This is a genomic window from Blattabacterium cuenoti (assembly GCF_014252115.1).
Taxonomy (GTDB): Bacteria; Bacteroidota; Bacteroidia; order Flavobacteriales; family Blattabacteriaceae; genus Blattabacterium; species Blattabacterium cuenoti_AK.
On record NZ_CP059211.1, the window covers coordinates 1 to 22,722 of the forward strand.

At 25.0% G+C, this 22,722-nt stretch carries 17 protein-coding genes and 1 other RNA gene; 9 read left to right on the plus strand and 9 right to left on the minus strand.

Features of this window, described 5'->3' with window-relative positions; translation table 11 throughout:
• Genes nusA through aspS form a run of 3 tightly spaced genes read left to right on the plus strand, consistent with a single transcriptional unit; the run spans nucleotide 1 to nucleotide 5,639 of the window.
• Entirely contained in the window at nucleotides 1-1,254 is a 1,254-nt protein-coding gene (nusA, locus tag H0H44_RS00005; protein ID WP_185871648.1) for a transcription termination factor NusA, read from the plus strand.
• Nucleotides 1,255-1,304: 50 nt separating this feature from the next.
• Nucleotides 1,305-3,926: a translation initiation factor IF-2 gene (gene infB / locus H0H44_RS00010; RefSeq protein ID WP_185871649.1), complete on the plus strand. Its 2,622-nt coding sequence runs from the start codon at nucleotides 1,305-1,307 to the stop codon at nucleotides 3,924-3,926.
• Nucleotides 3,927-3,929: 3 nt separating this feature from the next.
• Nucleotides 3,930-5,639 carry an aspartate--tRNA ligase gene (gene aspS / locus H0H44_RS00015; protein WP_185871650.1) on the plus strand — a complete coding sequence of 570 codons (1,710 nt, stop codon included), beginning with the start codon at nucleotides 3,930-3,932 and terminating at the stop codon, nucleotides 5,637-5,639.
• On the opposite strand, the gene H0H44_RS00020 is transcribed toward aspS, so the two are convergent.
• Together H0H44_RS00020 and H0H44_RS00025 are read right to left on the minus strand one after the other, a co-directional pair.
• Entirely contained in the window at nucleotides 5,628-6,122 is a 495-nt protein-coding gene (locus H0H44_RS00020) for an inorganic diphosphatase (protein WP_185871651.1), read from the minus strand. The two genes, aspS and H0H44_RS00020, sit on opposite strands and share 12 nt — an antisense overlap.
• Before the next feature lie 9 nt (nucleotides 6,123-6,131).
• Entirely contained in the window at nucleotides 6,132-7,331 is a 1,200-nt protein-coding gene (locus H0H44_RS00025; protein ID WP_185871652.1) for a dihydrolipoamide acetyltransferase family protein, read from the minus strand.
• A gap of 107 nt (nucleotides 7,332-7,438) precedes the next feature.
• On the opposite strand from H0H44_RS00025, the gene H0H44_RS00030 reads away from it, so the two are divergent.
• Nucleotides 7,439-8,971: an NAD(P)H-hydrate dehydratase gene (locus H0H44_RS00030; RefSeq protein WP_185871653.1), complete on the plus strand. Its 1,533-nt coding sequence runs from the start codon at nucleotides 7,439-7,441 to the stop codon at nucleotides 8,969-8,971.
• Here H0H44_RS00030 and lnt read toward each other — a convergent pair.
• From lnt to H0H44_RS00065, 7 genes are all read right to left on the minus strand, one after another.
• The gene (gene lnt / locus H0H44_RS00035) at nucleotides 8,954-10,576 is read right to left on the minus strand and encodes an apolipoprotein N-acyltransferase (RefSeq protein ID WP_238786135.1); all 1,623 of its coding nucleotides are present in this window, start codon (nucleotides 10,574-10,576) and stop codon (nucleotides 8,954-8,956) included. The genes H0H44_RS00030 and lnt overlap by 18 nt on opposite strands.
• A gap of 81 nt (nucleotides 10,577-10,657) precedes the next feature.
• Nucleotides 10,658-11,065, minus strand: a transfer-messenger RNA (tmRNA) gene (ssrA, locus tag H0H44_RS00040).
• Nucleotides 11,066-11,075: 10 nt separating this feature from the next.
• The gene (rodA, locus tag H0H44_RS00045) at nucleotides 11,076-12,317 is read right to left on the minus strand and encodes a rod shape-determining protein RodA (RefSeq protein WP_185871654.1); all 1,242 of its coding nucleotides are present in this window, start codon (nucleotides 12,315-12,317) and stop codon (nucleotides 11,076-11,078) included.
• A complete protein-coding gene (gene mrdA, locus H0H44_RS00050; RefSeq protein WP_185871655.1) occupies nucleotides 12,301-14,199 on the minus strand; it encodes a penicillin-binding protein 2 in 1,899 nt (632 codons plus the stop codon). The genes rodA and mrdA overlap by 17 nt, the downstream gene beginning before the upstream one ends.
• Nucleotides 14,196-14,711: a hypothetical protein gene (locus tag H0H44_RS00055; protein WP_185871656.1), complete on the minus strand. Its 516-nt coding sequence runs from the start codon at nucleotides 14,709-14,711 to the stop codon at nucleotides 14,196-14,198. The genes mrdA and H0H44_RS00055 overlap by 4 nt, the downstream gene beginning before the upstream one ends.
• Entirely contained in the window at nucleotides 14,711-15,538 is an 828-nt protein-coding gene (gene mreC / locus H0H44_RS00060) for a rod shape-determining protein MreC (protein WP_185871657.1), read from the minus strand. Before mreC ends, H0H44_RS00055 begins: the two co-directional genes overlap by 1 nt.
• Before the next feature lie 28 nt (nucleotides 15,539-15,566).
• Nucleotides 15,567-16,607: a rod shape-determining protein gene (locus H0H44_RS00065; protein WP_185871658.1), complete on the minus strand. Its 1,041-nt coding sequence runs from the start codon at nucleotides 16,605-16,607 to the stop codon at nucleotides 15,567-15,569.
• Between the two features lie 102 nt (nucleotides 16,608-16,709).
• Here H0H44_RS00065 and folK point away from each other — a divergent pair, with 102 nt between their 5' ends.
• The 5 genes from folK to H0H44_RS00090 are packed head-to-tail and all read left to right on the plus strand — an operon-like array spanning nucleotide 16,710 to nucleotide 22,701.
• Nucleotides 16,710-17,216, plus strand: coding sequence for a 2-amino-4-hydroxy-6-hydroxymethyldihydropteridine diphosphokinase (gene folK / locus H0H44_RS00070; RefSeq protein WP_185871659.1), 507 nt, complete (start codon nucleotides 16,710-16,712; stop codon nucleotides 17,214-17,216).
• Nucleotides 17,217-17,274: 58 nt separating this feature from the next.
• Nucleotides 17,275-19,428, plus strand: a complete 2,154-nt coding sequence (locus tag H0H44_RS00075; RefSeq protein WP_185871660.1) for a putative LPS assembly protein LptD — start codon at nucleotides 17,275-17,277, stop codon at nucleotides 19,426-19,428.
• Between the two features lie 7 nt (nucleotides 19,429-19,435).
• Nucleotides 19,436-19,822, plus strand: a complete 387-nt coding sequence (locus H0H44_RS00080) for a Rid family detoxifying hydrolase (RefSeq protein ID WP_185871661.1) — start codon at nucleotides 19,436-19,438, stop codon at nucleotides 19,820-19,822.
• Between the two features lie 3 nt (nucleotides 19,823-19,825).
• A complete protein-coding gene (locus tag H0H44_RS00085; RefSeq protein ID WP_185871662.1) occupies nucleotides 19,826-21,490 on the plus strand; it encodes an LptA/OstA family protein in 1,665 nt (554 codons plus the stop codon).
• A 17-nt stretch (nucleotides 21,491-21,507) separates the two neighbouring features.
• Nucleotides 21,508-22,701 (plus strand): aspartate aminotransferase family protein, encoded by a 1,194-nt coding sequence (locus tag H0H44_RS00090; protein ID WP_238786136.1) that lies wholly within the window; start codon nucleotides 21,508-21,510, stop codon nucleotides 22,699-22,701.
• Nucleotides 22,702-22,722 lie beyond the last annotated feature (21 nt).

Consider the following 22,722-nt stretch of genomic DNA (forward strand, 5'->3'; position numbering starts at 1 on the left):
ATGGATAATGAAGCTTTAATAGATTCTTTTTCAAATTTTAAATATGAAAAAAATATAGATAGGGTTAGCCTTATGGCTATTTTAGAGGAATCTATACGGTGTGTTTTAAGAAAAAAATATGAATCATCAAAAAATTACGATATCATTGTAAATCCAGATCAAGGTGATCTAGAGATATGGAGAAACCGCATTGTAGTAAAAGATGGAAAAATAAAAGATATAAATAAAGAAATAGAAATATCTATAGCTAGAAAAATAGAACCTGATTTTGAAATTGGTGAAGAAGTGACCGAAAAAGTAGAATTACAATCTCTAGGACGAAGAGCTATTTTATCTTTAAGACAAAATTTATTGTCTAAAATTAACGAATATGATAATACCAATATTTACAAAAAATTTAAAAATAAAATAGGAGAAATCATTAATGTAGAAGTCTATCATATTTTACCTAAACAAATAATTATGAGAGATGATGAACAAAACGAAATGGTTTTACCTAAACAAGAACAAATTCCAAATGACTTTTTTAGAAAAGGAGATCCAGTTAGAGTTTTAGTGAAACGAGTAGATTGGAAAGATAATAAACCTTTTGCTATTCTCACTAGAAAAGACGAATCTTTTTTAGAAGAACTTTTTAAATTAGAAATTCCAGAGGTTTCTGATGGTTTAATTACAGTTAAAAAAGTAGCACGTATTCCAGGAGAAAAAGCGAAAGTAGCTGTAGAATCTTATGATGATCGTATAGACCCAGTGGGAGCCTGTGTAGGAATGAAAGGTTCTCGAATTCATCCTATTGTTAGAGAATTAAAAAATGAAAATATAGATGTTATCAATTATACTTCTAATATAGAATTATATATAACACGATCTTTAAGTCCTGCTAAAGTTTCCATGATGGAAATAAATGAAGAAAATAAGTATGTAAATGTATATGTAAAAATTGAGGAGATATCAAAGGCAATTGGAAAGGGGGGGCAAAATATAAAATTAGCTAGTCAGTTAACAGGATATAAAATTCATATATTTAGAGATTCTCCTTATGAGGATGATGTAGAATTGACGGAATTTTCTGATGAGATAGAATCAGAAGTTATAGAAAAATTACATAAAATAGGTTTAAATACTGCAAAATCTGTTTTAAACTACAGTAAAAACAATTTGAAAATACGTACCAATCTTGAAGAAAAAACTATAAATAAAGTATTTACCATATTAAGAAAAGAGTTTGAAGAAGAATTAAATATAAACACATAGTTTTTTTCTTTCTAATATTTTTATTTTTGTTCTTAATATATTTTATATTTATGACTGATAAAATCAGATTAAAAACAGTATTAACGAAATTTAATATTTCCTTACAAAGAGTAATTAGTTTTTTACAAAAAAAAGGCATTAAAATAGAAAATAATCCTAATGCAAAAATAGAAGAACAAGTATACAGGTCTCTTGTTAGAGAATTTCAAACTTACAAGGAAATACATGATGCATCAGAAAAAATTTTTTTGCAAAAAAAGATGGAAAAAGAAAAAATAAAAGAAGAATTATTAAAATCAAAAAATATTCGGAATAATCAAATTATACGTAAAACATCAGATAAATTAGTTGAATTGAAAAAAATAGGAAAAATAGATATATTAGAAAACAAATATGGAATTAAAGAAGAAAAAAAAAATAATTTACATCAAGAAAAAAAAATAGAGAATAAGTTAAAAAATAATAATAAACCTGAACATATTGATACTATCTATCAAAAATTAGATGGAGTTATGTTAACAGGAGACAGGATTGATCTATCTCAATTCGAGAAAAAAAGAACAAAATCAGAAATTAAGAAAAAACGAAAAAGAATTAAAAAAGAAATTTTCATTGAAGAAATAAAAAATGTTTCTACTGTAGAAAAAAAACAAAACAAAGAAAAAAAATCTTCTTTTAATTATTTTAAAAAACAACATTCTAATGTTAACAAAATAGATAAGTCAAATAAATCAAAGAACAAAAAAGAGACACAAAAATCAGTAATTACTGATGAACAAATAAAAAAACAAATTAAAGAAACTTTAGAAAAGTTATCATCCAAAGGTATGAAGTCTAAAGCTTCAAAAATTAGAAAAGAAAAACGTCAGTCTAAGAAAGAAAAAAAACTTATTGAAAATGAAATAGAAAATAAAAAAGAAGAAAAAATTCTTAAACTAGCTGAATTTACTACAGTCAATGAATTAGCATCTATGATGAAAGTTAATGCAACTGACGTTATTATGTCTTGTATGTCTCTAGGGATTATGGTGACTATGAATCAAAGATTAGATGCAGAAGTATTAACTTTAGTTGCAGATGAATTTGGATTTAATGTAAAATTTGTTGGACTTGATATAGAAGAGGCTATTCAAGATGAAAAAGATTTAGAAGAACATTTAGAAACTAGACCTCCTATTATTACTGTGATGGGACATGTTGATCATGGAAAAACATCTTTGTTAGATTATATTAGAAATACTAATGTTATTGCAGGTGAAGCAGGTGGGATTACTCAACATATAGCTGCCTATAGTGTAGAATGTTCTAATAATCAGAGTATTACTTTTTTAGACACTCCAGGTCATGAGGCATTTACTGCTATGCGAGCAAGAGGAGCACAAATAACAGATATTGCTATTATAGTAATAGCGGCTGACGATCAGGTAATGACACAAACTAAAGAAGCAATTAGTCATGCTCAAGCAGCTAACGTACCTATTCTTTTTGTTTTCAATAAAATGGATAAATCTAATGCGAATTCAGATAAAATTAGAGAACAATTAGCTAATTTAAATTTATTAGTAAAAGAATGGGGTGGAAAATATCCTACTCAAGAAATATCAGCAAAATTAGGATCGGGAATAGAAAAACTATTAGAGAAAGTTATTTTAGTTTCCAAATCATTAAATTTAAAAGCCAATCCAAATAAACCTGCTATAGGAACAGTTATTGAAGCTTCTTTAGATAAAGGAAGAGGATATATTGCAACTTTACTTATACAAGGAGGAACATTAAAAATAGGAGATTATGTTTTAGCAGGAAGTCATCATGGAAAGGTAAAGAGCATTTTAGATGAACGAGGAAAATCTATTTCTTCATCAGGTCCATCTAAACCTATTACTATATTAGGTTTAAATGGAGCTCCTACTGCAGGAGATAAGTTTAAAGTATTTAAAGATGAAAAAGAAGCAAAACAATTAGCCTCTAGAAGAGAACAATTACAAAGAGAACAAAATATACGAGCTCAAAAACATCTTACATTAGATGAAATAGGAAGACGTATAGCATTAGGTGATTTTAAAGAATTGAAAATTATTATTAAAGGAGATGTAGATGGATCAGTTGAAGCTATTGCTGATGCTCTTCAAAAATTATCCACAGATACTATTATGATCAATATTATTTATAAAGGAGTTGGTCAGATTACGGAATCTGATGTTTTATTAGCAAGTGCTTCAGATGCTATTATCATAGGATTTAACGTTCGTCCTAATTTAGGAGCTAAAAATATAGCGAAAAAAGAAAATATAGAAATACGTACATATTCCATTATATATGATGTAACTAATGATATTCAAGAAGCCATGGATGGAATGTTATCTCCCGAAATTAGAGAAAAAATATTAGGAAATGCTGAAATTAGAGAAATATTTAAAATCCCAAAAATGGGAACTATAGCTGGATGTATGGTTGTAGAAGGAAAGTTATTACGTCAGTCAAAGGTAAGGTTAATTAGAGAAGGAATTGTCATTCATAATGGAGAATTTACTTCCCTGAAACGGTTTAAAGAAGACGTGAAAGAAGTTTTAAAAGGATATGAATGTGGATTAGGAATTAAAAATTATCAAAATCTTAGATCTGGAGATATTGTAGAAGCTTATGAAGAATTATCTGAACTTAAAAAAAGTTAATGTATGTATAGAACACATAATTGTGGAGAATTAACTCGAAAAGATATTGGAAGAGAAGTGATATTGTCTGGATGGATTCAAAAAATAAGAAATTTTGGATCTTTGTTTTTTTTGGATATTAGAGATTATTTTGGTATTACACAATTAATTCTTTACAAAGAATTAGTAAAAAAAGCATTTTTTTTAGGAAGAGAATGTTTAATTCAAGTAAAAGGAAAAGTAATAGAAAGATCATCTAAAAATCTCAATATTCCTACGGGGGAAATAGAAATTTCAGTTTGTCATATAAATTTATTAAATCCATCTTTATCTCCTCCTTTTACCATAGATAATAAAACAGATGGAAATGAAGAAATTAGAATGATTTATAGATATCTTGATATTAGAAGAAACCCTATTAAAAATAATTTGATTATTCGTCATAATTTAACTTTAGAAACACGTAATTTTCTTTCTAAAAATGGATTTTTAGAAGTAGAAACTCCTATATTGATCAATTATACTCCAGAAGGAGCTAGAAGTTTTATTGTTCCTTCTAGAACACACGTTGATAAATTCTATGCATTAGCTCAATCTCCACAATTATTTAAACAATTGTTAATGATAGGAGGAATAGATAAATATTTTCAAATTGTTAAATGTTTTAGGGATGAAGATTCCCGTTCTGATAGACAAATAGAATTTACACAAATAGATTGTGAAATGTCTTTTGTGGAAGTTCATGATGTATTAGCATTTTTTGAACACTTTATCAAACATATTTTTAGAAAAATTAAGAATATAGAATTAGACTCTTTTCCTTGTATTTCTTACTCTGATGCTATCAAAATGTATGGAACAGATTCTCCTGATACTCGTTTTGGAATGTCTTTTGTGGAATTAAATGATTTAATTAAAAAAATAGATATTAATTGGTTGAAAAAAGAAGAATTGGTAGTAGGTATTAAAGTTAATGAATATGAAAATATTCATGAAAAAATAGATTTTTTTTTGAAAAAAATAGAAAATAAAAATTTTTTTTGGATAAAATATTTACATGATAAAACTTTAATTTCTTCCAATCAAAATTTTCTTAGTAAGAAAATTTTGAAAATTTTTATAGAATATTTTAAAGCGTTACCTGGTGATTTATTATTTTTTTCTTATGGAGAAAAAATAAAAACTAGAGAAGAACTTGGAAAAATACGACTAAAAATAGCGAATTTTTTTAATTTAAAAAAATATGAAATTTTTAATCCTTTGTGGATTATAGATATACCATTATTAGAATGGGAAGAAAAATCTAAAAAATATAAATCCGTACATCATCCATTCACTAGTCCAAAAGAAGAAGATATTCATTTATTAGAAAACAATCCAAAAGGTATTCGTTCTAAATCTTATGATTTGATTATAAATGGAATAGAAATTGGAAGCGGATCTATCCGTATTCATAATAAAAATATACAAAATTTAATATTTAAACATTTAGGATTATCTAAAAAAGAAATAAAATCTAGATTTGGTTTTTTTATAAAAGCTTTCGAATATGGAATTCCTCCTCATGGAGGGATAGCTTTTGGATTGGATAGATTAATTAATCTTTTAGAAAGACATACGAATATAAAAGATTTCATTGCTTTTCCAAAAAGCAATTATGGAAAAGATTTAATGATAGATGCTCCATCTTTTTTAGAAAAAGAAAAATTAAAAGAATTACATTTACCTTATTAAATGATTTTTATATCGTAAACAAGATTGTTGATATACAGAAATAGCTTCTTTTTGATCCTTCCAATTTCCTATTTTTACTCTTTTGTTTTCTAAATCTTTATATACCGTAAAAAAATGTTCTATTTCTTTTTTAGTATGTAAAGGAATTTCATCAATACTATTGATAGTATTATAATTCGGATCCGCAATGGGAACGCAAATAATTTTTTCGTCTTCTCCTTTTTCGTCTGTCATAAAAAAAATTCCTATGGGCTTTACTGTTATCAAACAACCTGGTATTGTCGGTTCTGTTAAAAAAACTAATACATCTAATGGATCTCCATCCATAGAAAGAGTTTTTGGAATAAAACCATAATCTGTTGGATAAGTCATAGGAGAATACAATACTCGATCTAATCGAATTAGATTCTTTTTTTTGTCAAATTCATATTTATTTCTGCTTCCTTTGGGTATTTCAATGAGTACATCAAAACTAATTTTCATAATATTATATTATATTTTTATATAACAATTAAATTTTTCTAAATATAAAGCTACTTTTTTAACAAAACATCCACCTAGAACGCCATCTATTACGCGGTGGTCATAAGAATGAGATAAATAAGTTTTATACCTTATTCCTATTAAATCTCCTTTAGGAGTTTCTATCACAGATAATTTTTTCTGAATTAGACCTATGGCCATAATACCAACTTGTGGTTGGTGTATAATTGGTGTACCAAAAAGATTCCCAAAGCTACCTATATTGCTAATAGTATAAGTCCCTCCTTGAGTTTCTTCAGGTTTTAATTGATTAGATTTGGCTCTTTTTATTAAGTCATTAATAATTTTTATTAGTCCCATCAAATTATAAGAATCTGCATTTTTGATTACAGGTACAACCAGATTACCATCTGGTAAAGCAGTAGCTAATCCTATATGGATGTTTTTTTTTTTTATTATACTGGTTCCAATAACGGATATATTTATCATGGGAAGATCTTTGATAGCTTTAACAACACACTCTACAAAAATGGACATTAAAGTTAGCTTTTCACCTGTTTTTTTATAAAAAGAATCCTTTATTTTTTCTCTCCATTTTACTATATTTGTTACATCTGCTTCGATAAAAGAAGTAACATGAGCGGAAATATTTTTGCTATTCATCATATGTTCTGCAGTAATTTTACGAATCCTATCCATTTCAATAATTTCTTCGTTTTTATTAGTATTTATACTGCTACTTATAAGATTATCATATTTAGGAATAACAATTGTATTTTTTTTAATACGGATATATTTCAATATATCTTTTTTAGTAACACGTCCTTTTCCTCCAGTTCCTTCTATTGTATCCAATTCATATAAATTAATTCCTTCTTTTTTAGCAATAGAACGTACAAGAGGAGAATAAAAACGGTTTTTATTTTTTTCTACTATTGATGATGGTATATTTTCTGAGGTAAATTCTTCTTCTGTTTCTAAAATAGCAATGAAACTTCCTACTTTAGCAACTTCATTAGGAGAAAATAATTTCTTTTTTAATATACCATTTACAGGAGAAGATATTTCAGAATCTACTTTATCCGTAGCTATTTCTACTAAAATATCTTCTTTTTTTATAGAATCTCCCTCTTTTTTCAACCAACGAGTGATAGTAGCTTCGGCTATACTTTCACCCATGGATGGAAGCGTTAAATTATACTCTGCCATCTAGATTAATCGTTTTATATTTGCTGATACTAGTCAGAATCTGATATAAAAATAGAAAACTATTGATAATGTTAAAAATAATAAAAATAATAAATTCATTATAAAGAATGAAAATACTTTCTTCAAATCAAATAAGAAAAGCAGATCAACATTGCATTGATTCAGAATCAATCTCTTATACTAAACTAATGGAAAGAGCAGCTAAAGGTTGTTTCGATTGGATTATTCATAATAAATGTTTTAAAATTAGAAAAATTCCGTTTATAATATTAGTAGGAAATGGAAATAATGGAGGTGACGGATTATCTTTGTCTTATATGCTCCATTTATATGGAGCAACAGTTTCTGTATATGTTGTTAATATAACCAATCATTTTTCAAATGGATTTTTAATTAATAAAAATAAAATATTACAGCATAAAATAAATCTTAAAACGATTAATGAAGGAGAAAAATTCCCTTCTTTTGATCAGAGAAGTTATCTCATTGATGCTATTTTTGGTATAGGACTTAATCGGATAATACATCAATATTGGAGATCTTTTTTTCGTTATATCAATGATATAAAATTTCAAGAAATTATATCCATAGATATTCCATCCGGACTTTTTATGGAAAAAAATCATGATAATTTCGAAGAAATTATCAAAGCTACTCATACTTTAACTTTTCAAGTTCCAAAACTACCTTTTTTATTACCAAATTATGAAGATTATGTTGGAAATTGGCATCTGATCAATATTGGGTGGAAAAATGATTTCATTGAAAAAATGAAAACTGAAAATTTTTATATAGATAATGAATTTATTCATACTATATATAAAAAGAAAACAAGAAAAAAATTTTCACATAAAGGAAATTATGGATATGGAATAATTATAGGCGGAAGTTTTGGAATGATAGGGTCTATTGTGCTTTCTGCAATTGCTAGTTTTCGTACTGGAATAGGGAAATTGAGTGTATATGTTCCTTCTTGTGGATATAATATTATACAAAATTCTATTCCAGAATCTATTGTAGATATAGATAAGGAAAAACATTGGATTAGTAATATTTCCATCTCTAATAAAAATATAAATGCAGTAGGAATTGGTATGGGAATGGGTATTCATCCTAAAACTAGATATGCTTTAGAATCTTTTTTATTAAAAAATAATCAATTACCTATGGTAATTGATGCAGATGGTATTAATATATTATCATATAAATTAAAATTATTAGATCTTCTTCCAAAAGAGAAAACTATTCTTACTCCACATCCAAAAGAATTTAAGAGATTATGCAGACCATGGAAAAATGATTATGAAAAATTACATCTTTTAAAAAAAATGTCAACAAAACATAAAATTTTTATTGTATTAAAAGGGGCACATTCTGTTATTTCAACACCTAATGGAAATTTATATTTCAATAGTACAGGAAACCCTGGTATGGCAACATCTGGTAGTGGAGATGTTCTTACTGGAATTATTGTGAGTCTTTTATCTCAAGGTTTTTCTCCAAAAGAATCATGTATAATGGGAGTTTATTTACACGGATTAGCAGGAGATATTGCTTCAGAAAAATTAAGTAACGAATCTCTTATAGCTAATGATATTATTGATCATATAGGAGATGCATATCTAAAAATTAGAATTTGAATTTATTAGATTTTTATGTAAAATTTGGCATGAATAAAATGTGTATAATAAAATGATAATTGTTGTTAATAAACAGATTCTTGAAAGAAAATCTCCATTTTTAGTATAAAAAGTTTTCTTTTTATTGAGGTATATTTTATCATACAAAACGCCTTCTTTTCCATAAGGAATATATGACTTGATATCTCCTTTTTCGTCAATAAAACAAGAGATTCCTGTATTTGCAGATCTAGCTATATATTTTCTATTTTCAATTGCTCTAATACGTGCATAATACATATGTTGTTTATGTCCTTGTGATACCCCCCACCATCCATCATTAGTAATAATGATCATTAATTCTACATTTTTTTTTCTAAAAAAATTAGAAACATATTCCCCAAAAACAGATTCATAACAAATAATAGGAGCTATTTTTATTCCTAAATAAGGATGATGAAAAACAGAAGGATAATCTTCTCTCCCAAGTTCCATCACTGTTCCTCCAAAATTAAGTAATACATTTCCTAATATAGGAGATAAAATTTTTTTATAAGGAAAAGTTTCTACTGCTGGTACTAGTTTAGATTTATGATGAAATTCAATCTTTTCATCAGTTCCTACTTGAATGATTGAATTAAAAATATCTATCCATTGTATATCCCCCGTTTTTTTTGAAAAAATAGGAACGGAAGTTTCACTTTCATTTTTATCACGATATAAGTTTACTAACTCCACTCCTGTTATAAATACTGTGTTTGGAGATTTCTTTTTTAAGTAGTCTTTGAATATAGAAATAATTTTATTTTTACTTATATTTTTTATTTGTATTTTTCTTGTAAACATAGTTTCAGGCGCTATAATGATCATGGGTTTTTTATATATTTTTTGATCAATCAATCTCTTTAATTTTGAAATTAATTTACTCGTTGAAATATGATATTTTAGATTATATGGATTTATATTAGGTTGCAGAATTAATATATTTGCAGTACGTTTGTATTGATGATTTTCTTTATTGTTATATCTTATATATATAAGATTTGAAATGAAAATCATAAAAAAAATTATTCCTATATTAAAGAGTATTTTATAATACAATGATAAAATATCTTTATCATTTTTATATTTTAAAATAGATTCTGTTAATCCAATATTGACAATCCATATCCATATAGACCCCCCTAAAATACCCGTGTATTCATACCATTGAATCCATTCTGTATGAGTAGCGAACCCATTTCCTAAATTGAGCCATGGCCAAGATAATTCCCATTCTAAATGCATTTTTTCAAACAAAATCCATAAACAAATAAGAAATACATATCCTATTTTTCTATCTCTTATATTTTTTTTAATCCATGAGTAAAAAGAAAAAATAATTGACATAAAAAAAGCGTTAAATAATACAGGAATTAAAAAAGCTTCTATAGCAAAAGTTCCATTTACTCTTTTTGCATAAGATAACCACCATGTGGAAATGGAATTCCATGTTAAAAAAGTAATAAAAGAAAATAATAAAATATGAAATAAAGAACGATTTAAATAATTCTCTATATATAATAAAGGAATGAATGCAAAAAATAAATATATAGGACATCCATCAGTAGGCCATCCTAACCCCAATAAAATTCCAGAAAATACACTGTATATAAAAAATTCAATTTTTTTGATTCCGTATCAAAATTATAAACTATATAATATATTATGTGGAGCTGGCGGGATTCGAACCCGCGTCCAAACAAGCAGAATAAAAGATTTCTACATACTTATCCAAAATAATTTTTTATGTTTTTATTTAAGTTTTGGAGCTCGAATAAAAACTTAAGATTCAAAATATCTTTTCAGAAAACTTAAGAATCATCTGTTTTCTTATCCTTAATATCTTTGAGTACCTCTATATCAGAAATCATAAGGAAAAACTTCTGAGAGATATTTCACTTCTGCGTTTATGCAGACTAAGGCTATATGTATTTTTTAATACATTAAGCAGCAAAAGCGTATTCTTTTTCGCCGTTTAATATTTTGTAACGCTTAATTTTCGTGTAATACCTTACGTGACACGATATGCTTTCTTTTATCCTTAATCTTGCTGTCAAATCCAAAATCAGCCCCTAATTATTGTTCAGATTAAACTAGTTTGATCTGAAGCATCCATTCTTACAAAGATAAACAATAAAACAGTAAAAGACCAAAGAGATGATCCTCCATAACTAAAAAAAGGCAAAACAATTCCTATTGTAGGAAAAAGACCCATAACCATTCCTAAGTTAATAATCAGATGAATAAATAAAATATTTCCAACAGAATATCCAAAAATTCTTCCAAAAACATCTTTTTGTCTTTCAGACAAAAAATAAATACGGCTAATAAATAATAAATAAAATATAATCAAAATTATACTTCCTATAAACCCCCATTCTTCTCCTACAGTACAAAAAATGTAATCAGTATGTTGTTCAGGAACAAATTTTCCTTTTGTAATAGTCCCTTTTTGATACCCTTTTCCAAAAAATTTTCCAGAACCAATAGCTGTTTTAGAATACAACAAATTATACCCTACATTATCTCGATATTTTTTATCGAATTCATTTCTGAATAAAATATTGATTCTATCTTTATGATGTTGTTTAAAAAATTTTTGAAAAAAAAATGGAGCAAAAATAGAAAAAACTGAAAAACTAATAAATAATGATATATAAAAAAATATTTCCCTTACTGAGAGGTTTTTTTTAAAAAAAAAGAAAAAAATAAGAATAATGAACAAAAATAAAATTATAATCCAAGATGATAAGTTTAAAGAAAGGATAAATAAAAAAATACAAAATAAAAAATAAAGTATAAAAAAAATAGATAAACCTTCTCTATATAAAGTAAGGAGAAAAGAAGAAAAAACTATAGAAGAACCAGGATCTGGTTGTAAAAATATTAAAAAAGTAGGTAATAATAATATAATAGATATATGTAATAATACTTTATTATTATTCTCTATATTTTCCTGACTCATAATATGAGCTATCATCAAAGATGTTGATATTTTAGATAATTCAGACGGTTGAAAACTAATAAAACCAATAACATACCAAGATTTTGATCCATTTACATTTCTTCCGAAAAAAAATACTCCAATCAAAAGAAACAGTGTAAGTAAAAATAAAAATGGAGTTATATGCTTATAATGAACAGGTTTGAATAAAAAAACAATAAATATGAAAAAAAAACTCAATAACATCCATATCAATTGTTTTTCTGCTTTTTCTGGAGAAACGGAATATAAATTCATATATCCAAAAAAAATCATAATTATATAGGTGATAACGACAACCCAATCTATATTTCTAAATAATATTTTATTTCTTTTTCCCAATTTTTGTATAAAAATTATCTAATTTTTTCATTTTTGCGATCGAATTATATATTTTTTTCAGGCCTGAAGTCATTATTTTTTTCTCAAGATTTTCTCTATTAACATTATTCTTGATATATTTTTCTGCAATAAGACTAGCAATAGGTCCAGCCCAACGAGATCCAAATCCTCCATTTTCTATTATAACAGAAATAGCAATTTTAGGATCATCTATTGGAGCAAATAATATAAAAATTGAATGATCAGGTAAAGAAACTGTTTTATGATTCACTTTAATAAAATTTTGAGCCGTTCCTGTTTTACCTGCCATTCTAATATCAGAAGATTTAAAACCTCTTCCAGTTCCAATAATAAAAACTTTTTCCATTCCATTAATAATTAAATCAAAATATTTTCTTTTAACCTTAGTATATTTAGCAATAGTATAATTAGGATTCGATATAGGTTTGTGATTAATTCGTTTTACTATATGTGGAGTGTAAAAAAAACCTCTATTTGCTATAGCACAAACCATATTTGCTAATTGTATAGGAGTTACATTGATTTCTCCTTGACCAATACTATTGGAAATGATTGTAATGGCATTCCACTTTGTTGTTCCATATTTTTTATTGTAATAATCTCCAGAAGGAATAATACCCTTTTCTCCTGTAGATAAATCGTTATATAAGTAATTACCAAAACCAAAACTTTTTACAATATCACACCATTCATTGAGTCCTTTTGTCAAATCTTTAGGATATTTTTCTATAACACGTTTATAAACTTGTGCAAAATAATTATTACAAGATACAGCGACAGCCGTTTCTACTCCTATAGGATATCCATGAACTCCAGAATGACAATGAATTCTTTTTCTTCCATATTTAAATCCTTTATAACATATAAAAGTGGTATGAGTACCTACCACTCCCATTTGTAGACCTGCTAATTCAGTCAGTAATTTAAATGGAGATGCTGGTGGATAACGAGCTTGTGTAGTTCTATCAAATAAAGGATTATCTATTGTATTTTTCATTAGCTTTTGAAATTCTTTGGAACGATTTATCCCTACAAATAAATTGGGATTATTAATAGGACTAGATACTAATGATAAAATCTCTCCATTTTTAGGATTTATAGCAACTATTCCCCCTTTTTTTTGATACATAAGGTGTTCTACGTAATTTTGTAAATTCCAATCTATAGTTAAAGAAATATCATCTCCACTTACAGCTTTAACGTTATTTTTACTATTATTATAACTTCCTATAATACATCCTTTTCTATCTCTTAACCAATATTTTACTCCTTTTTTTCCCCTCAAAATTTTCTCATAAGATTTCTCGACTCCAGCCCAACCAATAAAATCACCCATTTGATAATAGTTAGATTCCTTTTTAATATCTTTTTGAGTCACTTCTCCTATATATCCTAAAACATTAGCTGAACTTTCTACTTTATAATCTCTGAGACTACGTTTGGTCCAATCAAATCCTTTAAACTTATAAAGTTTTTCTTGTATAGTAGCAAATTTTTCTTTTGAAATAAAGGGTAAAAAAACAGATGGTAAATATTTAGAAAAAGCTTTTGCTTTTTCTAAATTCTTATAAAAAGTACTTGTATCAATTCCTACGAGATTACAAAATTCAATAATATTAAAATGTTCATCTACAAGGATAGGAATAACAATTAACTCGTAAATAGATTTATTAAAAACCAGTAAATTATCATTTCTATCAAAAATTGATCCTCTTTCAGGAATAATAATTTCTTGTTTAATAGAAGTATTAAAAGCGTTTAAAATATACTTTTCTGTATATATTTGTATGTAGAATAGCCTGATTATAAGAATAACAGCCACAGAACCTAATAAAATGTAAAATTTATATAATCTTTTCAATGTTTAACTTTTTTGAAAAAAAAATATATTATACATAAAACTGTTGTAAAAATACTGCTAAATATTGTCCTAAATAAAACAACACGATTAAAAATTCCACTATTAATTACTTCTAATGTAAATAAAGAAAAATGATGTATAAAAACTAATGAAAATGTATAAAGTATTTTCCTAATAAAAGGTATTTCATAAATAGAAAAATCATGTCTGTTTATAAAATTTTTTCCGTCAAAAAACTGTAGAAATTTAAGTCTCAAAAAAGAAGATAAAGTAGAAGAAAAAGCATGAATACCTCCAGAATTCATACAACAATCTATCATCCATCCTATCAAAAAAGATAGAAATAAAAATATAAATTTATTTCTATTATATGGATATACTAATACAAAAAGAATATATACATAAGAATAACATCCTAAAAATAATAGTAAAGGGTTTAATATTGATATTTGAATTAAACAAAGAAAAAAAATGTAAAATACAGAAATAATAAAACTTTTGATTAAATCCATTATTTTTTTTCAACTTTTTGAACATCATTCCATTCTTTTTTAAATAAATTTTTCACAACATAAGCATTTTCTATAGTAGAAAAATTAGCCATGAGTTTTACTTTTATAATATAATTTGCATGTTCTTCATCAAATTTATAAGAATGAACATGTCCAATTGGAATTCCTTCAGGAAAGGTCGCCGATTTTCCATCTGTTTCTATAATGTCTCCTTTACTTATAATAGAATATCTAGGTATATCATATAAAATTACATATTTATGATCTATTCCATCCCAACTAAGAGTTCCAAAATATTTATTTTTTTTTAATCTGGCATTAACTTTAATTTTGGGATTTAAAAGAGAGATTGCCACACTAAAGTGTGGAGAAGTTTTGATAATAATTCCTGCAATTCCATTAGATAATATAATTCCCATATCTGACTTTATTCCATCTACACTTCCTTTATTGATTGTTATATAATTTTCTTGTTCATGAATACTATTATTTATTATTTGTACTGGAGTAAATGTGTATTGTTGCAAATAATTAATATCTTCTTTTTTAAAATCTTTAGGGATTTTTCTTAATTTAGAAAAAATTTGGTTCTCATGTAATCTTTTATTTTCATTTAAAAGCTTTTTATTTTCTATTTCTAATAAAAAATAACTACGAAGTTTATAAATAGTTTCATAAATTTTTCCAATTATTAGGTTAGAAGAACCAGTATGAATTTTTTGATGAAATCTTGAATTTGAAAAAGAAAGAAAAATAGCAGAAGATTCTAGTAAAAAAAAGAAAATAAAAAAACGCCATTTCAAAAAAAAATTAAAAAATTCACGCATAAAATTAATCTAAATCTATCAACTAACTCTATCTCATTAAAAATGTAAATTTATCAATATTTTTTAATGCAACTCCTGTTCCTTTAACTACAGCTCTCAAAGGGTCTTCTACTAAAGAAACAGAAAGTCCCGTTTTTTTTGAAATTCTTTTATCCAATCCTCTTAAAAGAGACCCCCCCCCTGCCATATATATTCCTGTTTTATAAATATCTGATGCAAGTTCAGGTGGAGTTCTAGAAAGAGTCTCCATTACAGCGTCTTCTATTCGTAAAATAGATTTATCTAAAGCAGGAATTGTTTCTTTGTAAGAAAGATTCATTTCTTTAGGTTTTCCCGTAGGAAGATCTCTTCCTTGTATATGAATATCCTCAGGAGGAGTTTCTATGGATTCCATTGCTGCTCCTATATCTATTTTTATTTTTTCTGCAGTTCTCTCCCCAATATACAGATTATATTTAGAACGAAGAAAATATGCTATATCATTTGTAAAAACATCTCCAGCTATTTTTATAGATTTTTGACAAACTATTCCTCCTAAAGCTATTACTCCACATTCTGTTGTTCCACCTCCTATATCAATTATCATATTTCCTTCCGCTTTAGTTACAGAAATACCTGAACCAATTGCTGCAGCCATAGGTTCTTCAATAAGATATACTTCTTTAGCATTAAGATGTTGAGCTGAATCTTTAACTGCTCTTTTTTCTACTTCTGTTATTCCAGATGGAATGCAAATAACCATTGTTAATGATGGAGTAAAAAATTTATTGTTAACACCTGGAACTTTTTTAATAAATTCTTTTATCATAAGTTCTGCTACTTGATAATCCGCAATAACTCCATCTTTTAATGGTTTGTATATCTTTATATTTTCATGTGTTTTTCCTTGCATTTGTTTAGCTTCTTCTCCTACAGCTAACACTTTTTTTGTTCTTACATCTATAGCAATTATTGATGGTAAATCAACAATAACTTTATTATTATGCATAATAAGAGTATTGGCTGTTCCTAAATCTATAGCTATTTCTTGAGTAAAAATATTTTTCATAAAATCTACTACTAATCCCATATAATATTTTTATATGTATTTATTATGAATAATTTGAATAAAATTACAGTTTTTTAGTATATTTTAGTATATTTAATACTAACATAAGAATTTTTTTTTCAATTGAAAAAACATAATGTATTTTTATTACAAGGAAGTAATGAAGAAAATAAAAAAAAATATTTGGATGAATCTCTAATTTTAATATCTAAAAAAATTGGAAAAATCATTAATATTTCATCATATTTTGAAAGCGAAGCATGGAATATGATAGGATCTTCTGTTTTTTATAATAGAGCTTTACATATAAAAACTAATTTTTCTCCTATTGATCTTTTAAGAAAGATTCTAAATATAGAATTCCTTACAGGAAGAAGAAGAAATTTTTCTCAAAAAAAGTATCAAAATAGAGAGATAGATATAGATATTTTATTTTATGATTATATTATGATATGCAGTCATATTTTAATAATTCCACATCCATTATTACATTTAAGAAGATTTGCTTTAGAGCCTATGTGCGAAATAGCTCCAAACCAAAATCATCCCACATTCAATTTAACTATGTTAGAAATATTAGGATCATGTGTGGATAAATTATATGTAAAAAAAATTTTACATAATAAATAATGAACAAAATACTACTTTGTACCAAATTCGATTTCAATTTTATATCCTTTACATCATATTGAGTTTTTTTTCTGTTTCTTATGGAAACGAAATAAAAGAAAATAATGATGTAACATTTTATTTTCAAGAAAAAAAAAATAATTTATCTTTTTTCAAGTTTAAAGATGTTTTAAAATATAAATCAGATATACAAGAACATGATATAGAAAAAGGAAAATCCTATTTAACAGGAAAGGCTTATATAGAATATGATAATACAAAAATTGAAGCGGACCATATAGAATTTGATTGGAAAAATGGAGATTTATATGCTCAATCTAAAAAAAATTCTGTTTTACTGCAAAAAAGAAATCAACAATACCTTGTCAATCAACTTCATTTAAATTTAAATAATCAAATTGGAGATGCTAAAGATTTTTGCATAAAAGAAAAAGATCATATTATAGTAGCTAATAAAATTTATAAGAAAAAAGAGGATTTTATAATGAAAGAAATTACATATATATCTGATCCTTTTTTTTTAAGTAAAAAAGATAATTTTCCTGATTTTTATTTGAAAACAAATTACCTTAAATATTCTTATTCTAAAAAATATATTTTTTCCGGTCCAGTTTTTTTCTACTGGTATAAAGTTCCAATGCCTATTTTTTTACCTTTTTTTTATATGCCTATAAAATCGAATAAAATATCTTTTTCATATCCAAAATTTCAAATTTATAAAAAAAGAATTCATATGGAGGATATAGGTTTATTTTTTCCTGTTTCTGATTTTTTAAACTTTAGAATATATACTTCTGTACATAATACTGAAACATGGAAAATTAAAACAAGAATAGAATATAAAGATAAACTCAAACATAATTATAATGGATTGATAGATTTTGATTATCAAAATTTATCAAATCAACAAAAAAATTATCTATTTCAATGGAAACACAATTCAAATTACAAATCAAGTTCTAAAATAAGTTTTAATGCAAATATTAATTATGATTATGATCATGTTTTTTCACATAATCAAAATATAAACTACTCTTATATAAACATAAGAAAAAAATTATCTAACTATTTATGGTTCATAGATTTTTACATGACTAAAAATCATATAAAAAAGGAAACAAGATTTATTGTTCCAGAATTATTCTTACATACAAAAAATATACTTTTTCACGATGAAAAAAACTTTTTTTTCAATCAGATAGATATTGAAAATAAATTGCATTTAAAAAATTATATAGATTATTTTAATTGTTATCGAGAAACGTATTTTCATAGTAGTTTTAAGCATAATATAAGCATGATTGGTTATTTTCCTTTGTTTTCATATTTGAGAGGATCATCCAAAATTCTTTATGAAGATTTTCATATATGGAGTTTTCCTTATTTTCATATTTCAAGTTTTCAAAACTTATATTTTTCTACAAATATTACATCTATTCCATTTTATAAAGTTTGGAAACTAAAAAATAATTTTTTATTAAAACATCAAATACAACCGATTTTATTTTTTCATATGAAATATTTTTCTCCTTTTTTTTATAACGTAAAAAATCATTATGAAAAAAAAATAAATTTGGTTTTAAATAACGATTGGATAACAAAAAACACATGGAATCGAATCGATATTAATAATTCATTTATTATTGATCATAATTTTATAAAATGGAATAATTTTAATGTCATAGGTAATATTGATTTACCAAATAATTTGGAAACAAATTATAAAATAGGAATAAAACTTGATAAAGAAGAAAAAAAAATGATGTATTTTGATATTTCTTTTTTTTCTAATTACAACATCAATTTTTTTACTATAAAAAACAAATTTCAGAAAAAAGGAAAAAATCGTTATGATTACTTTTTTTTCGATCAAAAAAATTATGCGAGATATCCAATTCCATTGAATTTAAAAATTGATTTTCATTCCAATTACAAAAATTACTTTAGTAAAAAAAACTTATTTCAAGTTTTTTTAAATTTTAATGGATCTGTAAATATCACAAAATATTGGAAAATCGATTTTAATACAAATTACAATTTGTTAAAAAATAAAATAATATTTGCAAATATTATTTTTTATAGGGATTTAAGAAGTTTTGAAATGAGTTTTAATTGGACCCCCATTTCCGTAGAAAATTCTTCTTGGTCTTTTTTTATAGGAATGAAAGATCCTAATCTTAAAAATATTATACAATATAGTGTACAAAATTAATCAATACATGAAAAAATTTTCAATAGAAAAAGTTCCATCTTATGGTCCATATAATACATGTGTTCTTGTTGGAAATCTTCTGTTTGTTTCAGGTCAGATAGCTATGGATAAAAATACAAATAAATTAGTTTCTGATAATATAGAAATAGAAACAAAAAAAGTAATGGAAAACATAAATATTATTCTTTCAGAAAATGGAATAGGATTTCAAGACGTTATAAAAACTTCTATTTTCGTGATAAATATGAATTTTTTTGCTAAAATAAATAATGTGTATTCTAGATTTTTTTGTAAAGAAAATTATCCAACTAGAGACTTTATACAAGTTTCTGGTCTTCCTAAAAATGCTAATATTGAGATATCTCTAATAGCGTATAAAAATCAAATTAATTAATTTGTGAAACATAAATTTTTAATTTTTATTTTTTTTTTTTATTTATCATTAAATAAAACATCTTCTAATGAACTCATAAAAAATATACAAATAGTTCATGCAGATTTAATACAAAATAATAAACATAATCAAGATTTTATTTTAACAGGAGATGTTCATTTAAAATATGGAAATTATCATCTTTTTTGTGATAAAATTATATACAATAAAAAAAATAATCAATATCATGGATACGGAAATGTGAGGTTGTTATCTGGAAAAAATAAAATAACATCTCATAATATAGAAGGAAATTTTTATAATTTTCAATTATCAGGTAAAGTATTTCTATACAAAGAAAAAATGAAATTAACAGCGGATATCATTAATTATAATTTTTATAAACAGTTATTTCAAGCTATTGGTAATGTGACCCTTTTTTTTGATAAAATCAAATTAAAAACTAGTATATTGGAATATAATTTTATACTGAATCAAATTTTTTATAAAAAAAAAAGTGTTATCTATTATGGGGATTATATCATATCTAGTAAAGAAGGTCTTTTTTACATTACTAAAAAAAAAGTAGAGTTAAAACATGAAATCAAGTTAATCAGTAAAAATTATACTGTATATGCTAATACGTTGGAATATTTATTTGAAAAAAAGAAAGTTAATTTTCGAAATACTGTCATTATAATACAAAATAAAAATTTAAATAATTTTATTTATGCTAAAAAAGCATTTTTCTTTTTTCAAGAGAAAATGTTTTTTTTTGAAAATTATATAAGTATTCATTATAATGATCAGATTTTTAGAGGAGAAAATTTAATATTTGATCAGAAAAAAAAATGTGGATTCATCAAAAATATTTTATTAGAAGATTTGAAAAAAAAATTTTTTTTGATAAGTGGACATGGAAAATTTGATTTTTATTCTGGTATTCTAGTGTTAGAAAAAAATCCAAAAATCATAAAAATATCAAAAAATGATTTTATTTTTGTTTTTTCAAAAATTTTAAAAATAAGCATAAAAAAAAATTATGAATATTCAATTCAAGCTTTTTCTGTTAAAAGTTTTTTTTTGAATGAATCTATTCAAGGTAAATGTGATCTTTTTAATTATGAATCTTTAAATAATTATATTCAATTTAGTGGAACTCCTATATTTTGGTTTCAAAATAAACAAATTACTGGAAAAGTAATATATATTTATTCTAAAAATGAAAATTATTTAGATTATATTATTATTAAAAACGCTTTATACACAGAAAAAATAAACTCAAAAGAGTTTAATCAAATAGAAGGAAATATCATAACCGGATTTTTTAATAAAGGAAATTTATTGAAAAAAGTAGTAATTAAAGGAAATATTAATAGTATTATATTTCTTTATTATCAAGGAAAAAAAATAATTCATAGATTATCTTGTCGTGTTCTATCGGTGTTTTTAGATAGTAATAAAAAAATTAGAAAAATTCTTTGTGAAAAAGAAACACATTCAGAACTAATTCCTATACATAAAAAAACTCCTAATCCTAAAGAGTTACTTTATCTCCCTAAATTTTCTTGGAAAAAAAAAGATAAACCGGAACAAAATAAAAAACTCTTTATAAAAGAAATAGACAAGTATAAAAAAGAAAGTTTATTAGAAAAAGAAGAAATTAAAACTATGATAAAAAATAAATAGAATTAAATTCTTGTCTTATGAAAGAAAAAGAATTAGAAAAAGATTTTTTTCAATATCAAACTCAAGTTAATCCATGTCCTATGAATATTATGGTAGATCATGCTGAAGGCAGTTATATTTATGGAAAAAATGGTAAAAAATATCTGGATTTTGTAGCAGGTATTTCCGTTAATGTATTAGGACATGGAAATAAAGAAATAAAAAAAGCCATAAAAAAACAAGTTGATAAATATTTGCATACTATGGTATATGGAGAATTCATACAAAGTCCTTGTGTAAAACTTTGTAAAAAAATATCAGAAAATATTCCACACCCGCTTACTACCACTTATTTAGTAAATTCAGGAACGGAAGCTGTTGAAGGTGCTTTAAAACTAGCTAAATGTTATACAGGTAGAGAAGAAATTATATCCTGCAAACAATCTTATCATGGAAGCACACATGGTTCTATGAGTGTAATGGGACATGAAGATTATAAAAGACCTTTTAGACCGATGTTGCCTTTGGTTAAATTTATTACATTTAATCATGTAGATGAATTAATTAATTCTATTACAGAAAAAACTGCTGGCGTCATTTTAGAAACAATTCAATGTTCTTCTGGAGTTATATTGCCAGATCATTCTTTTTTGAAAGAATTAAGAAAACAGTGTGATAAAAAGAAATCTTTAATGATACTTGATGAGATCCAAACTGGATTTGGAAGAACAGGAAAACTTTTTGCATTTGAACATTATGACGTTGTTCCTGATATTTTGATAATGGGAAAAGGAATGGGAGGCGGAATGCCTATCAGTGGATTTGTCTCATCGAAAAAAATTATGAAATCTTTCATAAAAACACCTTTAGGTGGACATTTAACTACTTTTGGAGGAAATTCTGTTTCTGCTTCTGCTTCTTTATCTACTTTAAATCAGCTTATTAATTCTGATATATTGAAACAAGTTTCATTAAAAGAAAAGTGGATTAAGAAATATTTGATTCATAATCAAATCAAAAATATTTATGGAAAAGGTCTTTTGTTGTCTTTTGAATTAAAAAATAAAAAGACAGTGGATAAAGTTTTAAAAAACTGTATAAAAAAAGGATTAATATTATTTCGTTTTCTGTTTCACAATAATTTTGTACGTATATCTCCTCCGTTGACTATTACGAAAGAAGAAATACAAAAAGGATGTTCTATTATTATTGAAAGTTTAAATAAACTTTAAAATAGAAAAAATAATGTATAA

What these genes read in the sequence shown, in the direction of transcription:
- nusA (WP_185871648.1), top strand. Translation starts at nt 1, where the DNA reads ATGGATAATGAAGCTTTAATAGATTCTTTTTCAAATTTTAAATATGAA.
- infB (WP_185871649.1), top strand. Translation starts at nt 1,305, where the DNA reads ATGACTGATAAAATCAGATTAAAAACAGTATTAACGAAATTTAATATT.
- aspS (WP_185871650.1), top strand. Translation starts at nt 3,930, where the DNA reads ATGTATAGAACACATAATTGTGGAGAATTAACTCGAAAAGATATTGGA.
- H0H44_RS00020 (WP_185871651.1), bottom strand. Translation starts at nt 6,122, where the DNA reads ATGAAAATTAGTTTTGATGTACTCATTGAAATACCCAAAGGAAGCAGA.
- H0H44_RS00025 (WP_185871652.1), bottom strand. Translation starts at nt 7,331, where the DNA reads ATGGCAGAGTATAATTTAACGCTTCCATCCATGGGTGAAAGTATAGCC.
- H0H44_RS00030 (WP_185871653.1), top strand. Translation starts at nt 7,439, where the DNA reads ATGAAAATACTTTCTTCAAATCAAATAAGAAAAGCAGATCAACATTGC.
- H0H44_RS00055 (WP_185871656.1), bottom strand. Translation starts at nt 14,711, where the DNA reads ATGGATTTAATCAAAAGTTTTATTATTTCTGTATTTTACATTTTTTTT.
- mreC (WP_185871657.1), bottom strand. Translation starts at nt 15,538, where the DNA reads ATGCGTGAATTTTTTAATTTTTTTTTGAAATGGCGTTTTTTTATTTTC.
- H0H44_RS00065 (WP_185871658.1), bottom strand. Translation starts at nt 16,607, where the DNA reads ATGGGATTAGTAGTAGATTTTATGAAAAATATTTTTACTCAAGAAATA.
- H0H44_RS00080 (WP_185871661.1), top strand. Translation starts at nt 19,436, where the DNA reads ATGAAAAAATTTTCAATAGAAAAAGTTCCATCTTATGGTCCATATAAT.
- H0H44_RS00090 (WP_238786136.1), top strand. Translation starts at nt 21,508, where the DNA reads ATGAAAGAAAAAGAATTAGAAAAAGATTTTTTTCAATATCAAACTCAA.